The following is a 15,916-nucleotide window of genomic DNA, read 5'->3' as shown; positions in this document are numbered from 1 at the left end:
TATTGAAAAAAAATCAATAAAAGAATTTTTTCAGCTAATAGACGTTTCCTATCAGATAGTAGTTTACTTATGATAAGGCTCCCCCCGATTAATCCGAAAAGCCCGATAAACCTGCTCCAGCAAAACCAATTTCATCAACTGATGCGGAAAAGTCATCTTCGAAAACGACAGCTTCTCATCCGCCCGCTGCAAAACCTCCTGGCTCAAGCCAAGTGATCCCCCAATAACAAAGGCAATTTTGCTTTTTCCGTACGTAGCCAGTTTATCAATCGTATCTGCCAGTTCCTCTGATGATTTCATCTTGCCTTCAATCGCCAGGGCGATGACATGGGCATCAGGATGAATTTTGGCGAGGATTCTTTCGCCTTCTTTTTGCTTGACCTGGATCATTTCAATGTCGCTCAGTTCTTCGGGGGCTTTTTCGTCCGGGACTTCGATGATGTCCATTTTGGCATAGGCGGACAGGCGCTTGAGGTATTCGTCGATGCCCTGTTTCAGGTATTTTTCTTTTAGCTTTCCGACGGTGATGATTGAGATATTCACTATCCACACCCCTTTACAATTTAATTACAAACAGCTTACAAACAAGATATCCACAAAAGTTATCCACATATCCACATTTTATATCCACATCTTGTATGGAATCACTTGTTCGCCACCATATATACTGCCTTATTTCGACAATATTCACAGGTTGTTGATAACTGGCTGTCTTCAATTTTATTCATCACAGGGAACGTTTCATACTCGTCCACCACGGTATCAATGGCTATATCAATGTGTTCTTCGCAGCAGTAAATCATTTTGGCACTCCTAACAGTTTTTCTTTTTATTATAAGAATTGTGGATAAATTTCATTCTTCTATTTGTCGAAATACTTATCCACATTCCATCGTAACACCAAAAGAAAAAACAGGAAAGCCTCTTGGCCTTCCTGTTAGTTTCTTCTGTTTAGATAGTTTCGCCAGACAGCTTCAAGGTTGTTTCCTGTGCCTTTCCGCCGCGGTAGAATTTCACTTTCATCTGATCTCCGACCTGTTTATTATTGTACAGATGCTTCCTGAGATCGATGACATCATTGATCTGTTCGCCGTCCATTTCGACGATAACGTCAAATTCCTGCAATCCTGCCTGGTCGGCCGGTGAGTTAGGAGACACACGGATGACTGCAACACCGTTTGTCACATCCTCAGGCAGCTTTAGGGCTTCCTGCTGATAGTAGGCAGGTATTTCATTAACAGAGCGCAGCTCAACGCCCATATACGGCCTTTTCACTTCCCCGAACTGTTCAAGGTCGCTGATGACCGGCTGGGCCGAGTTGATCGGGATCGATAAGCCGATTCCTTCAACCGTATCCTGGGCAATCTTCATCGAGTTGATGCCGATCACTTGACCATTGATATTGATGAGGGCACCGCCGCTGTTCCCCGGATTGATGGCCGCATCAGTCTGCAGGACTTCTGCCTGCCAGTCTACTGTCCCGTCCTGGTTGATGTCAACCGGAATGGCACGCTCAAGGCCTGAAACGATTCCCTGGGTAACAGACCCTGAGAAGGTCGGTCCAAGCGGATTTCCGATGGCAATGACCGGTTCGCCGATTTTCAGAGCATCTGAATCGCCGAATTCAGCAACTTTATCGATTTTTTCCCCTTCGACCTCCAAAACGGCAAGGTCGGTCCAAATATCGCTGCCGCGCAGCTTGGCCGGAATTTTCGTTCCATCTGCAAGTGTCACTTCAATCCTTGAAGCTCCCTCTACCACGTGATGGTTCGTCACGACATAGGCTTTGCCGCCTTCTTTTTTATAAATGACGCCTGAGCCGGTTCCGGCTGTCTGGCCGTCCCCTTCTTCCGCGCCTGACCACATGCTCGCATTCTGGATGTTATCGATGCCGACAACCGCATCGCCGGCTTTATCGACTGCTTTCGTTATATCTGATTCGACATTGAGCGAAACATTGCGGGTGGCGACATTATTATTGCTGCCGCCTGTATTAGCCTGTCCTGCATCCTCGTTCGCTGAGTATGGGAGCACATCATAGTCAATCAGCTTAGGGACAGCGACAATGACCAGTATGGCGCCAAGGATGATGCCGATCAGGCTGGCCAAGAAATAGCCGCCCTTGTTTCCTTTTTGCTTTTTATAGCGGTTTTGATAATCCTGATCATAGTAACCCAAGTTCGACCAATCCTTTCTCACAAAGCTGCTAAGAATTATTCTTCCTTCTATCCAATATTATACTCGCCGGACCGGGAAAATCTAAGAAAAACAAACTGCCTGAAGGAATCTTACGATTTTGTTCATAATTTCGTCAGATGCTGATCAAAAGTGAGGCTGTGGTGATATTGCAGGCTTTAAAAAAGCATAAAAAAAAGAATGGCAGCATGCTCGTACCATTCTTTTTTCCTATTTATTCCGCCGGTAAACCTTAAACCGCTGTCAGCGGGGTCGGAGCCTTCGGGTCAGTGTCATACAGGCTGAACTGTTCCCCGACAAGGATTCCGCGCGATTCCAGCGTCTGGCTGACAGACATGCGCGCCAGATCTTTTATATTGTTATCCTGGCTTAAGTGGGCCAGGTAAATGCTCTTTGTATTGTCGCCGGCCACCTCGCTCATCGCAAGCGCCGCATCTTCATTGGATACGTGCCCAAAGTCGCCGAGGATCCTTCGTTTAATGTTCCATGGGTAGCGCCCCATGCGGAGCATCTGGACATCATGATTGCTTTCAAATACAAACGCGTCGGCATTCTTGATGATCCCCTTCATCCGGTCGCTCACATAACCTGTGTCCGTGATGAGGGCAAGCTTCTTGCCTTCATGATGGAAAATATAGAACATCGGCTCAGCCGCATCATGGGATACGCCGAATGATTCGATATCAAGCGAGCCGAAGCTTTTCACGGTTTCCATATCAAAGGTGAATTTCTGATCGAGCGGCACTTCCCCGATCAGGCCGTTCATTGCCTGCCACGTCTTTTCGTTCGCATAGATGGGAAGGCCGTATTTGCGGGCGACGATGCCAACGCCCTTGATATGGTCGCTGTGTTCATGGGTGACCAATATTCCGGACAGATTGCCGAGGCTGCGGTCGATCTGCTTGATCAGCGCCTCCATCTGCTTGCCGCTCAGGCCTGCATCCACGATAAAGGACTGCCCGTCCGCTTCGACATAAATCGCATTTCCCGTACTCCCACTGGCGAGAACACTAAAATGCAAAGACATATTATCACTCCACTATTTCAGTTTTTTCTTCCGGATCTTCTCCCAGGTCTTTCTTCTCGCTGTCGAGACTGAGGACCTGGCCTTTAAAGGCATTGACGAACAAGTTCTCCTTGCCGTCCACGACAACTCTCCAGGCAGGGCTCAGCACCCAGGTGGAAGAGTCATCCTGGATATTGGAATAATATCCTTGTTCCACGTCTGTAATCTTGCTGCCTTCTTTTAAACTTTGATTTCTATAAAGGTTTTCAATTGCCTCTGTCGGATCGATCAGCTTCTTTTTATCGCCCTTTAGATACTGTACTTTTTCAAACAGCGTCTGTCTGTAGGTAACGATTTCCTGATCAGCATTCAAGAAGAAGGTGAGCTCCCCATTCACATTCTTGTAGAGGAATTTCCCCTCGAATTTTTGATAATAAGTAATCTTATTGCTGTCATCGCTTTTTTCCCAGAAGCCGTACTTGTCACCTTCATAGATGTTTTGCCGGACGAACTTATCAAGCTCGGCCTGATTAAAGTCCTTGCCGACCTTAAAGGGCTTGTTTAAGGTCGAGTTCAGGGCATTTTCTTCAAGGGTGGAGATATCCTGGTCCTTCAGGGTCGTTTCCTTCAGCTCATCCAGGTTCACCTCTGCAAAATTTTTAGAAACCGCGGTCAGGTTGCCGTCCCGCACTTCACCTTTTGGTATGTCAGCTTCAAACTTGATGTTGGCACTCTTAAAGCTGTTCTCCATCTTGTCCTGCGGAAGCGTCTGGCTGCCGTTCATGCGAAGCTGGGAGTATTCATAGACCAGGTAGATATCCAGGATAAGGAAGGTCAGGATAAAGATCGTTTTAATTCTGCTCCAATCCATAATCGTCCCCTCCCGGTTCAAATGTGCTGATCTGCTGCCACTTGCCTTCGTATTTATAGTACCAGGAAGGCTCAAGCTGAATCAGCTCCGTTTTTGATTTCTTATCAAGCTGATAGCCGAGCGTGATATCCTCAAGCTTCCCGGCTTCAAAATCCTCTTTCTTCTGCAGATAGTCGAGGATTTCCGGGCCGGATCTCAGCGTAACATCAGCAGAACTTATCAGGTTTGCCAGTTTGAAATTGTTCCGGAAATAGGCAAGGATTTCACTGCCGCCCCAGCGGAGCTGGATTTCCGACAGATTCAGATCCTCGCTGAAAACCGGGTAATTATTGCGGTAGATCCGGAAAAACACCTGGTGTTTATTCTCATCCATCCGGACATAGCGGTAATTATCAGTCCAGCCGCCATGGGCATTCACATAATTGATGCTTTTCTTCAGCAGATTGTCAGGGCTGAGGCTTTCATTATCCTCAGGGGTAGGATTCTTGAATTCAACCTTATTCTGGTCGATCCTCAGCAGGCTGGATTCATTCGTGAATTCCTCCCCGGTCCCAAGATAGCTTTTCTGAACCGAATCCAGATCATCGAATAATGCTTCCTTAAATCTTTCAGATTCATACTCTTCCGATAAAAAGCTGTATCTCGGCATCTCCACTTTGTTTTCCGGTATGAAAATCAATTTCTTCCCGGTATCAAAAGGAGCATAGCGGGCAAAAGCAGGATTGGTTGAAGCACTCGCCAGCCGGTAGAACCTGGTGTTGAAATTCTGGATATTCGAAAGCCCAACACCCGTTTTGTACACCCTTCCTCTTTCCGTGTCGACAAAGTAGACGATTCCGCTTTTTTGTCCAGTTTGCATGTCTATGACCATCTTATTGAAGTAAATATTCTCCAGCCGTCTGTCCTTAATCTGAAGGATCTCTTTATAAAGATTCATCGGCGTGATTCCCGGGTATATGATTTCAGCATGGCCTGCTTCCTGCACAAAGAGGTCAATATTCCCGACTTCGTCTGTTATATCCGAAAAATCATCAAAGTTCCATTTTTTAATATCAGTAAGAAGCTTTTCTGTTTCCTCGGCGGAAAGGGTGCCAAGATGCTGGCTGTCTTCATAATGGAACAGGGCCATATTTGGCTCGATGAGGTCCCCGACATCTTTCTTTGCCTCCAGCTCGACTTCCTGAACGGTATTTTCCTCGCCAAGCTGCTCGGAGGTAGGCTGATAGGTCCAGAGGCTCCATGTCAGCAGAATGCTCCCTGACACAAGAACTGCCAATATTATTGATTTAATATCTTCATAGGTCATTCCCAATCATCCTCATCAGAACGAACGAAAGGAAGCGTAAAGGAAATGGTCGTGCCTTTTCCTTCTGTACTTTCTGCCCATATCTTGCCGTCATGGGCTTCCACAACCTCTTTGGCAATGGCAAGCCCGAGGCCGGTGCCGCCAAGCTTTCTCGTTCTAGCTTTATCCACTCTGTAAAACCGTTCGAACACTTTATCCAGATTGTCCTTCGGAATCCCGACGCCCTGGTCGGAAATCCTGATAAGCAGCTGCTCCTCCTGCTCGACGATGTTAAAAGAGACCTGTCCGCCTTCAGGTGAGTATTTCAGCGCATTCGAAATGATATTATCAACAACCTGTGTAAGCTTGTCCTCATCAATTTCCACAAATGCCGCATGCTCCGGCAGATTGCGCTGGAAGGTCACATTCTGCTCTTTTGAAAAATCGAACCGGTCGATGATCCGGTTAAAGAAGTCGACAAAATTGACCCATTCCTTCTTCATGCGGTAATCCTTGCTGTCCAGCTTTGAAAGCTGAAGAAGGTCATTGACCATCCGGATCATCCGCTCTGTTTCTGTCCTTGTCACATTAAGGAATTGAGGGGCAATATCTTCATCATGCATAGCCCCTTCCGCCAGCGCTTCAAGATAGCTTCTCATCGTCGTCAGCGGTGTCCGCAATTCATGGGATACATTCGCCACAAACTCCCTGCGCTCCAAATCAATTTTTTCCTGTTCGGTAATATCATGCAATACAGTAATGAGTCCATTAACAAAGCCTGTCTCTTTTTGAATAACAGAAAAATTGGCACGGAGCACATATGGAGTTGTCTCTGTACTATAATCCAGGATGACGGACTCCCTTTCAGCAAGGAGCTCTTCAAACGTATAGTCTTCCTCAAGGCCGAGCAGATTCACAATCGGGCTCGACAGTACTGTTTCACGTGGAACATTCAGCATCTTTGCAGCCGGTTCATTGATCAGAATAACCCGTCCCCGCCTGTCGGTCGCAATCACGCCGTCGGTCATATAGGAAAGGACTGAAGACAGCTTGCGGCGCTCCCCCTCTGTCGTAGCCTGGGCTTCCTGCAGCTTCTTCGTCAGGCTGTTGAATGTGATGGCCAGCTGCCCGATCTCATCATAGCCATACACTTTTACTTTGCGGGAGAAGTTCCCCTTCGCCATTGCCAATGCCTGCCGCCTCATATCAGACAGCGGCCGCGTGATTGTCTGTGCGAGCAGGATGCCGAGCAACGCAGTGATGGCAAGAGCAATGATGATGCCTGATGCAAAAATGCTGTTGATCTGGTTCTTCTGTTCAAAGACATTTTCAATGTCTGCCTTTACATATACCACACCGACGACTTCTTCATTGGCCGATTTCACCGGCGAAGCAAGGACCCAGACCCTGCGGTTCCCAAGGCTCTGATCTGTATACTCATCACTTTTTGGGGCCCTTGTGGCCAGGGCAGAAGTCGTGAGTGCATCTACAGCCTTCTGATTTACATACCCATCTTTATTGGAACCAAGGACTTTCTGCGTTTCACCGTCAATGACCCGGAGCTCGATGATATCCTTGGAAGTATAGTCACGCAGAATGCGCTGGACCTCTTCTTCCTTTGTCGGCAGGTCCTCGCCGGCAGGACGGTCCTTGGTAATGATTTCTTCTAAATAGACTGATAGCAGGTCGACTCTTTCCTCGATCGCTGTCTGGAAATTGCTTCGCAGCGTCTTCTCAAGCTGGCCGACAAAATACACTCCGATGATCTGCATAGCAATGATGATCAGCAGCACATAAATTAAAACAAACTTCAGATGGATCGAACGGAAAAAACCGACTTTTTTCATGATGGCTCTTTACTCCTGTTCCGGATTCCTCAAATAATAGCCTACTCCCCTTCTGGTCACAATCCAGGTCGGGTGGCTCGGGTTGTCTTCAATCTTTTCGCGCAGGCGCCTTACCGTAACGTCGACGGTACGGACATCCCCATAATAATCGTAGCCCCATACGGTCTGGAGCAGATGTTCACGTGTCATGACCTGTCCGATATGCTTGGCCAGGTAGTGCAGCAGTTCAAACTCCCGGTGTGTCAGCTCGATTGTCTCTCCGCGTTTGGAAACCACATAGGCATCAGGGTGGATGACAAGGGAACCGATCGCAATCTCATTCGTCTCTTCCTCTTCCCCGGCTTTTGCAGCAATCTGCTGGTGCCTTCTCAAGTTCGCCTTCACACGGGCGATAAGCTCCCGGTTCGAGAACGGCTTTGTCACATAATCGTCAGCGCCAAGCTCAAGGCCGAGCACCTTATCGATTTCTGAATCCTTGGCCGTCAGCATGATGATCGGCATTTCATACTTCTTCCGCACCTCGCGGCATACCTCCATCCCATCGCGCTGCGGCAGCATGATATCAAGCAGGATCAAATCAGGCTTGACCTCTTCCACCTTCTCGAGCGCCTCATTGCCGTCATAAGCGCAATGCACCTCATAGCCTTCCTTTTTCAAATTGAACTGCAGTATATCCGCAATCGGCTTTTCATCGTCTACAACCAATATCTTCTTATCCATACCCATTCTCCTTTAAAAAGCAGTTTATCTATCATATATCAATTATTTATCTCTGTTCATCAAAACATAAGTTCTCTATTTTACTTTACCATGTTATGCGCCGGAATTCATCTAATAGCGATGGACGGGTTGTTCCTAGGTTATGCAATTTTTGGAAGATGAAAATCCGTGTCCCTGTCAAGTGCCTGCCCCTGCTGCATCCCATCCTATAGAAAAAGTCTCTAGCATCCACACTAGAGACTTCCTCCTATCGGTTCACATACTTCAATGGATCCTTCAAGCTTCCGTTCTTATACACTTCAAAATGAAGATGCACGCCGGTAGAATCGCCAGTTGACCCCATCATGCCAATCTTTGTTCCTTTAGGGACAGTCTGCCCAACTTTCACATCGATTGAATCAAGGTGGGCATATAGCGTCCTGTAGCCATTCTGGTGGTCGATGATGACTTTTTTACCATAACCGTCACCAGTCATTCCGGCTGACACGACCTTACCGTTGTCTGCTGCGCTGATCGTCCGGCTGCTCGGCCGTGCGATATCAATTCCTTTATGCATTTTGCCCCAGCGGTAGCCAAGCTTGCTGGAAATATAACCGCCGTCCGCAGGCCAGGCAAAACTGCCGTCGCCGCGGGATGGAATGACCTTCGTACCCTTGATGACAATCTCTTTCACAGGCTCTTCAAGCACTTTTTCTGAAATAGCCGCCTTTTGGACAGGCACGCCATTTTGTTCAGTGATTTTGTAGGTGATGCCTTTAACACCATCCTTGCCTTCCTGCTTCACCTTCGTATCGCCCTTGAACATGCTGCTATCTTCAATGACCTCTTTTTCAAATGCGATTTTTTCCTTCTTATATATCTCTTTCTCAATAACCGCGTGGATCATCGGCTCCAGGACTGTCACATTGACTTCCTGGCCCACCTTCACGATGCTGTCTTCCTTCATCCCCGGATTGAGAGCAAGGAGCTTATTAAGATCCAAATCATGCTTAGCGGCAATCTTGCCGAGCACATCGCCTTCCTGGACCTTATACTTCTTTTCTGCCAATGTTCCTTTATTTAAAAGCTTAAATGCCTCTTCCTCTGACAGGATCAGCTTCGGGTCAGCCTTCATTTCCTCTGCCTTCACTTCTTCAGCCATGCCGGCCTTTGTCAGCCGCTCTTCATTTTTCTCAAGCGGCGGAAGGGTTTCTTCGCTTTCTTCAGCTTGTTTATAAGCTTCTAATCCATCCAGCTCTTTCTCGCTGGCATATTGAAGTTTGAATTTCTCAAGAACAGCTTCTGCTTCTTCCATCGTTTCCAGATAAACAGCTGTCTCTCCATCAATCACAATGCCTGCTGCCTCTGTGCTGACGCCGACTTCCGCCACTTCCTTCAGCACCTGGCTTTCTTCTGTCTTGATATTTGTATTGAACACCTGCTCAGGGATGTAACTGATATCAGCCCCTGCAGACAATTCATAGTCATAAGATTCCTGGGCTTTCTCCACCTGCTGAGCGACCTCGGATTGAATACTCTCCTTATCAAGGACCGTACCGGCGTAGTTCCCATCAATATATACATAATAGACCGTTGTCAGCTGCTCACTGTCTGCAGCGGCAGGATGTGTGCCTCCTGCGGCCAAAACCGCTGCTGCTGTCAATGCAATCGCCGACTTCCTGCTCTTATTCACTTTGGCTTTCATAGCACCTGATAATGCTGTTAACCTATTTCCCCAGTTCTTCATTGTAAAATGGATCCCCCTAGACTTCGGAAACAAACAAATCTATATTCATAGTTCTATGTATCTACCATTGTTCGTTTTGTACTATTTTGACGCCACTATAATGTACCATAAAACAAGCTGGGGCCTGGACTTGTCTCAGCATTGTAATAAAACTGTATAAAATCTTACATTTTATTACAAAAACATCTTTTGTTCGCAGATAGGCAGAAATCCCTATACTTTCAAGCTTCTGCCCGCTATTTGTCTTACTTCTGCCATAAAAGGGGGCGGGGTATATTACAAAACCGTAACAAAAAAAGAAGAGAGAGCATACAAGGTATACTCTCTCTTCACGGGATGGCTCAGGACGGAATCGAACCGCCGACACAAGGATTTTCAGTCCTTTGCTCTACCGACTGAGCTACTGAGCCATATTAAGTTATTCTTCCAAAACGCTTTAAAAAGAATCTATATAAATGGCGGTCCCGACGGGAATCGAACCCGCGATCTCCTGCGTGACAGGCAGGCATGTTAACCGCTACACCACGGGACCACTCTAAAAAAGAAATTATCTATGCTCGTTGTTTGCGTTGTCCTGTCTCTTCCTCTGAAAGCTTAACCAGGGAAGCTGATGCGTCGAGACAACTCGCTGATTTTTCACAGAAGCTTCGCTCGTCGCTACACCACGGGACCACTCTTAAAAAGGAAACTACGAAATTATGTATATGGCAGTCAGCAAGGAAGCCGTCCTTGCCAGCTATTTGCCGACCAGCCAAATGCCGATGACCCCTACGGGATTCGAACCCGTGTTACCGCCGTGAAAGGGCGGTGTCTTAACCGCTTGACCAAGGGGCCATTGGAGTAAAATGGTGAGCCATGAAGGACTCGAACCTTCGACCCTCTGATTAAAAGTCAGATGCTCTACCGACTGAGCTAATGGCTCTCAATATGTTGTCTCTTGTGACGACGCTTTTTATAATATCACAGAATCTAAAACTATTGCAACTTATTTTTTAAAAAATATTTTACAAGCTAGAATGCTGTCTCTATCTGTATACCATCCTCAGCTGAAAGCAAACATATGCCTCTCCTTTTTGCACTGGAGAGGCATATGTTTTTTAGATATTTTCCTGCTTCAGGCCATCAATAATGTTCTGCTTTTTCACCTTTTGAATCGAGTAAAGCATGGCGGCGCTCACGATGATAAATATCGCAGCGATAGCGATCAGAACACTGATCCATGGTACGGCAAATGGATATTGGAATGTATTCTGCAATGACCAGTACATGAGCAGCATAACACCAAGTGAGATCGGAAGCCCGTACAGAAGGGCCTTGAGTCCATAAAAGATGCTTTCATAGTTAATCATTTTATTAAAGCCCTTCGGTGTCATCCCGATAGATCTCAGCATAGCGAACTCCCGCCCCCTGAGTGCGATGCTGGTTGATATGGTGTTAAAGATATTGGCGATTGAAATGGCGGATATCAGCGTGATGAATCCGTAGGTGAAAACTGACATGAACATTACCATCTGTTCATCCCGTTCACGGTTTTGATGGACATTCTGGATCATCAGATTTTCTGACTCTATCTGATCAAGCTGGTCCTGCATTTCTTCAGGCTTCGAGCTGTCCAGGAAAAGGGAATAAGATGTCTCTGTACCATTCTGATTCAGCTGTCCGAACTGCTTCTGGGGCATCAGGAGATGCACTTCATAGTTGCCTAGCGGCAGGACCCCCATCGGTGCCTCTGAGGCAGCAAAGCCGATTTCAAGGGATTGAAAAGGACTATCCTCCTCTGGAAGATACAGATCCAGCTTGTCTCCAGGCTTTCCGTTGATTCCGTCAGTTTCAATCTTTTTCCCCGTCTGCACGTCTTCATACACAAATTTATTAAGGATGATCACTTTATCCTGGAGCTCATTCACATCCGCTCCGATCTTATCTGCATATGTTTTAAAGCTTTTCTCATCTATTCCATGCAGCACTAGAGAATAAGGATATTTCCCATCCTGGAGCATATCCTCATAATATTCCTGTGCCTTCACTTCATCAGGCAGCTTTGATTCATTGATCCATGTTGAAAAATAGGAATCCTCCATTAAGGAAGCTTCACTCACATAATTTAGGTTCATATAAGGCTCAAGGACTGCCTGATCATCTCCAGAACTGTATATCTGAACATCATAATTATAGTTTACCTGTGTCATCGTAATCGATTGCTTCAGGTTTGCAGTAAAATAGGAAACCGCCAGGAAAAGAACAATCGTGATAACCAGCGAGAACACCGTCACCTGGTATCTCCTTTTATTCCGTTTCAGATTCTTCAAGCCGATTTCTGCTTCAAGGCCGAAGATCTTCCTGACCAATTTGGACGTTTTTACTGCTTTGCCGGTCAGCTTCACATCCTGGCTTTGCCTGATGGCGTCGATGGCAGATACCTTTGAAGCTTTCCTCGCCGGCATATAGGTGGAGATGAAAATCGTCAGAATTGAAATCAGGCAAGAAAGCAGGATGGACATAGGTGTCACGGTTAAGATCAGCCCACCGTCTATCCCCAGGGTATCATCAAAGGTCCGATTCATCACCAGAAAAGTTCCCAGGATGCCGCCGATACCGGCCAGCAGTCCGAGCGGAATGGATATCACCCCGATAACCGCCCCTTCAAAAAAGACAGAATTCCGCTTCTGTGTTTTTGTAGCGCCCACACTTGAGAGCATGCCGAGATGGCGGGCCCTTTCGGATACGCTGATGGCAAATGAATTATAAATCAGTGATACCGAGCCAATGATAATGATTAATATAATGATGGCTGCAAGAGAATAAAGCGTGATGGCCAGATTGTCTTTATCAGTTACCCCATAATACCGCAGCAGCTCACTATTAAAGCTGACTCCTGTAATCCCGTTCTTTTCAGCAAGCTCATTAGCATGCTCGTAGAGCGACCGGTTCACTTTCTTTACCGTTACGCCTATATCAGCCTTTCCGCCTTTAAAGACACTCTGCTCCACAAGTCCCACAATCGTGTAGCCTGGAGCGGAGTAAGGCTCCCATTCCGGCCGTTCAATTGTACCGACAATCGTAAATGTATCTTCCTCTTCTTTGCTTAACGTCTCCATGACTTCTGTTTCATCATACTGTAGGAAATCTCCCTGTCCTAAAGGGCGATCTATATAAGGCGAGCTGCGTTCCCCTATATTTAGAGTAATCTCATCGCCTATTTGGTAATGCTGCTTTTCCATAATTTCTTTTGGAAAAAGGACTTCGTTCTCCTTTTCCGGAAGGCGACCTTCGCTCAATTCAACAGGGAAATGCTTCAACCCCTGCGCATCGAATTCCTTGATGAATAAGTATGGCCTGCTTTTATTGGAGGAACTTTCGAGCGGTGCATATCCCCTGTCCTTAGTGATAAACAGCTTTTCCGTCTGCTTGTCTTTTCGGATGGATTCCATCTGGCTTTCTGACACATCACGGTAGATGACATGCCAATCCCCGGAATTCTGGATGGCTTCCTGCTTCATCATCCCAAGGAATGAGACAAACAGGGTGGAAACCGCCGAAACCATGGCGACTGAGATGATGACGCCGATGATCGTGACAAGTGTCCTTCTCCTGTTCTTTTTCAAATGCCGCAATGTCAGCTTGTTTATGATATTCATGGCCGGATGACCTCATTTTTCGCAACCTTACCGTCTTCAATGGAAATGACCCGGTCAGCCTGCATCGCGATCCGCTCATCATGGGTGATAACAATCAGTGTCTGCTTATAAGTTTTATTGAACATTTTTAAAAGCTCCATGATTTCACCGCTGTTGCGGCTGTCCAGGTTCCCGGTCGGCTCGTCAGCAAGCATGATGGCCGGACGGCTGATAAGGGCGCGGCCGATGGACACGCGCTGCTGCTGCCCGCCGGACAGCTGGTTTGGAAGATGGGACAGGCGGTTCTGCAGTCCAAGGATCCCGACAATTTCTTCAAGCTGCCCCTTGTCGACCTTTTGGCCGTCAAGCAGCATTGGGAGCGTGATATTTTCCTCAACACTCAAGATCGGGATCAGATTGTAAAATTGGTAGATCAGGCCGATCTGCCTTCTCCTGAAGATGGCCAGCTGTGTTTCATTCAGTTTGTAAATATCAGTGTTATCGACCAGCACACGGCCCCCGCTAGGGCGGTCCACCCCGCCGAGCATATGCAGGAGGGTCGATTTCCCGGATCCCGATGGGCCGATGATGGCGACAAATTCGCCTTTATTGACAGTAAAAGATACGTCATCCAATGCTTTTACAGCAGTATCCCCGCTTCCGTACACTTTAGACAGATTCTCGATTCTCAAGATTTCCATGCTAGAGCCTCCAATGATTTGATAGGTTCAGTATATCTGGCGAAAATGACTCTAGCGTGACTCTAAAGTGACAGTTTAGTCATCTGCTAAATAACCTGGTGATAAAACTTCAGCGTAAATCTTGTTCCGACACCTTGTTTACTGGCCACTTCAATATCTCCGCCCTGCCTTTTCATGATCCCGTATGCCATGGCCAGTCCGATTCCAACGCTGTCTTCCGAGGCATTTTTCCCCCGGTAAAATCGCTTGAAAATATAGGGGAGATCTTCTTTAGGGATCCCCTTGCCATCATCCTCGATGATAATTTCGGTGAGGAGCGGATTTTGGCTGCAGCTGATGCTGATACGCCCTTTTTCATTGGAATGTTCGATGCTGTTTTTAATGATATTGATCAATGCTTCCTTCGTCCAATTATGGTCCCCGGTGAAAAAAACACCCTCTGCCCCGCTAATCTGAAGCTCCTGCTCTTTGAGCTCAATAGGGATCAGGAGAGGCTCCACAGCCTCCTTAACCAGCTGCGGGACATCCACCCTTTCTGTTTTAAAAAGGGCAGTGCCAGCGTCAATTTTTGAAAGCTTCAAAAGGGAGGAAACCAGCCATTCGATTCTTTCCAGCTGAACCTGGATACGGCGGGTAAATTCTTTCCGTCTTCCATCCTCCAGCGACATATCACTCAGCAGGTCTGACATGACCATCATTGAAGTAAGTGGAGTCTTCAATTGGTGGGAAATATCTGAAATGGCGTCTGTCAGCTTCGTTTTATCTTCCTGGAGGAGGGCGCTCTGCTCAGAGAGCCTGATAGTCACCTTATAGATCTCCGATTTCAGGATGCTGAGTTCGCCCTCATGGTTATCCCGGACATCGAGCATATAATCTCCGCTGCTGATCCTTCTTAGGTAGCGCGAGAGCTTTTCAATCTCACGATAGCGCCAGGAGGTAAAAATTAAAAAGGCAGCTAAAAGGAGGAGAGAGGTTATCCCCGCTGCCAGGGCTGCCTGCCAGGATAAAAGGGAGGAGAGAAGCACGCATAAAACGGCTAGGCCAACGGCTATGAACAAAAAGTTCCTGAATTCTTTATTCCGCAGCATCTTTAGTCCCCTGCCTTATAGCCGAGTCCGCGGACGGTCTTGATGATGGAAGGCTTCTGCGGATCGTCCTCGAGCTTTTCCCGCAATCTTTTTATGTAGACTGTCAGTGTATTATCGTTCACAAAATCTCCTGCAACGTCCCAGATTTTATCGAGCAGCTGGCTCCTCGTCAGCACCTGTCCTTTATGGTTCGCAAAAATCAGGAGGAGACGGTACTCCAAAGCCGTCAGCTGGATCTCTTCTCCATGCTTATAGACCTTCCCTTCGCCGGTATGCACCGTGATTGCCTGGAGGGTGACAGTCTGCCTGTCCTGCTTATCATAGCGGCGCAGCACCGACCTGATGCGCGACAGCAGCTCGCGGACCCGGAATGGCTTCGTGATATAATCATCCGCCCCCATGTCCAGTCCCATCACGACATTCACTTCTTCATCCATTGCCGTGAGAAAAATGACAGGCAGATCGCTCTGCTTTTTCACAAGTGAGCACAAATCATACCCGCTTCCATCCGGCAGACCCAAATCAAACAGGCAAAGATCAATATCATCCAGCTTCGTCCGGATCAATTCCCGCGCCCCGGCGGCATCATGGCATACAAATGTACCGTACTTCTCATTCTGCAAAGAATACTCCAGCCCCGCCGCTATCGTCCGATCATCCTCCACAACCAGAATGTTCATACTATCCCCCCTGACAAAATCTTCTTATGTATGCTAATCATAGGGGAAAATGGATTGGTTCGTCAAAAGGGATATGGCTAGGATGGGGCTGTGGAAGAGTTCTCTAACCAATATTAAACTCACACATAGTTTAAGAACCCTGTTAATTGGAGTGCAAGGCACGCAGACTCCTGCGGGAA

General features: G+C 47.1%; 13 protein-coding genes and 4 tRNA genes. All 17 read right to left on the bottom strand.

Annotated features, from left to right (window positions below; translation table 11 throughout):
* Positions 1-63 precede the first annotated feature (63 nt).
* Positions 64-543, bottom strand: a complete 480-nt coding sequence (rlmH, locus tag FZD51_RS18765) for a 23S rRNA (pseudouridine(1915)-N(3))-methyltransferase RlmH (protein ID WP_129613052.1) — start codon at positions 541-543, stop codon at positions 64-66.
* 101 nt (positions 544-644) lie between these two features.
* Positions 645-803, bottom strand: a complete 159-nt coding sequence (locus FZD51_RS18760; RefSeq protein ID WP_148976160.1) for a CxxH/CxxC protein — start codon at positions 801-803, stop codon at positions 645-647.
* A 148-nt stretch (positions 804-951) separates the two neighbouring features.
* Entirely contained in the window at positions 952-2,178 is a 1,227-nt protein-coding gene (locus FZD51_RS18755; RefSeq protein ID WP_148976159.1) for a S1C family serine protease, read from the bottom strand.
* A 250-nt stretch (positions 2,179-2,428) separates the two neighbouring features.
* A complete protein-coding gene (locus tag FZD51_RS18750) occupies positions 2,429-3,223 on the bottom strand; it encodes an MBL fold metallo-hydrolase (RefSeq protein ID WP_148976158.1) in 795 nt (264 codons plus the stop codon).
* A 4-nt stretch (positions 3,224-3,227) separates the two neighbouring features.
* Positions 3,228-4,073, bottom strand: a complete 846-nt coding sequence (locus FZD51_RS18745) for a two-component system regulatory protein YycI (protein ID WP_148976157.1) — start codon at positions 4,071-4,073, stop codon at positions 3,228-3,230.
* On the bottom strand, positions 4,054-5,379 hold the full coding sequence (locus FZD51_RS18740; protein WP_148976156.1) for a YycH family regulatory protein: 1,326 nt from the start codon (positions 5,377-5,379) through the stop codon (positions 4,054-4,056). Before FZD51_RS18740 ends, FZD51_RS18745 begins: the two co-directional genes overlap by 20 nt.
* Positions 5,376-7,205, bottom strand: a complete 1,830-nt coding sequence (gene walK, locus FZD51_RS18735) for a cell wall metabolism sensor histidine kinase WalK (protein WP_148976155.1) — start codon at positions 7,203-7,205, stop codon at positions 5,376-5,378. Before walK ends, FZD51_RS18740 begins: the two co-directional genes overlap by 4 nt.
* A gap of 9 nt (positions 7,206-7,214) precedes the next feature.
* Entirely contained in the window at positions 7,215-7,925 is a 711-nt protein-coding gene (gene yycF, locus FZD51_RS18730) for a response regulator YycF (RefSeq protein ID WP_009794703.1), read from the bottom strand.
* A 247-nt stretch (positions 7,926-8,172) separates the two neighbouring features.
* Positions 8,173-9,651, bottom strand: coding sequence for a peptidoglycan DD-metalloendopeptidase family protein (locus tag FZD51_RS18725; RefSeq protein WP_148976154.1), 1,479 nt, complete (start codon positions 9,649-9,651; stop codon positions 8,173-8,175).
* Between the two features lie 337 nt (positions 9,652-9,988).
* Positions 9,989-10,061, bottom strand: a tRNA-Phe gene (locus FZD51_RS18720).
* A 46-nt stretch (positions 10,062-10,107) separates the two neighbouring features.
* Positions 10,108-10,183 (bottom strand) — tRNA-Asp (locus FZD51_RS18715).
* A gap of 230 nt (positions 10,184-10,413) precedes the next feature.
* A tRNA-Glu gene (locus FZD51_RS18710) sits at positions 10,414-10,485 on the bottom strand.
* A gap of 12 nt (positions 10,486-10,497) precedes the next feature.
* A tRNA-Lys gene (locus tag FZD51_RS18705) sits at positions 10,498-10,573 on the bottom strand.
* Between the two features lie 175 nt (positions 10,574-10,748).
* The gene (locus FZD51_RS18700) at positions 10,749-13,289 is read right to left on the bottom strand and encodes an ABC transporter permease (RefSeq protein ID WP_148976153.1); all 2,541 of its coding nucleotides are present in this window, start codon (positions 13,287-13,289) and stop codon (positions 10,749-10,751) included.
* The gene (locus tag FZD51_RS18695; protein WP_148976152.1) at positions 13,286-13,969 is read right to left on the bottom strand and encodes an ABC transporter ATP-binding protein; all 684 of its coding nucleotides are present in this window, start codon (positions 13,967-13,969) and stop codon (positions 13,286-13,288) included. The genes FZD51_RS18700 and FZD51_RS18695 overlap by 4 nt, the downstream gene beginning before the upstream one ends.
* A gap of 86 nt (positions 13,970-14,055) precedes the next feature.
* Positions 14,056-15,057: a sensor histidine kinase gene (locus FZD51_RS18690; protein ID WP_148976151.1), complete on the bottom strand. Its 1,002-nt coding sequence runs from the start codon at positions 15,055-15,057 to the stop codon at positions 14,056-14,058.
* A gap of 2 nt (positions 15,058-15,059) precedes the next feature.
* The gene (locus FZD51_RS18685) at positions 15,060-15,737 is read right to left on the bottom strand and encodes a response regulator transcription factor (RefSeq protein ID WP_148976150.1); all 678 of its coding nucleotides are present in this window, start codon (positions 15,735-15,737) and stop codon (positions 15,060-15,062) included.
* Between the last annotated feature and the right edge of the window lie 179 nt (positions 15,738-15,916).

The sequence above is a fragment of the Bacillus infantis genome (genome assembly GCF_008180445.1).
GTDB classification, from domain to species: domain Bacteria; phylum Bacillota; class Bacilli; order Bacillales; family Cytobacillaceae; genus Bacillus_AB; species Bacillus_AB infantis_B.
Note: the sequence above shows the minus strand (reverse complement) of the source record. Positions and strands in the feature narration are given on the sequence as shown.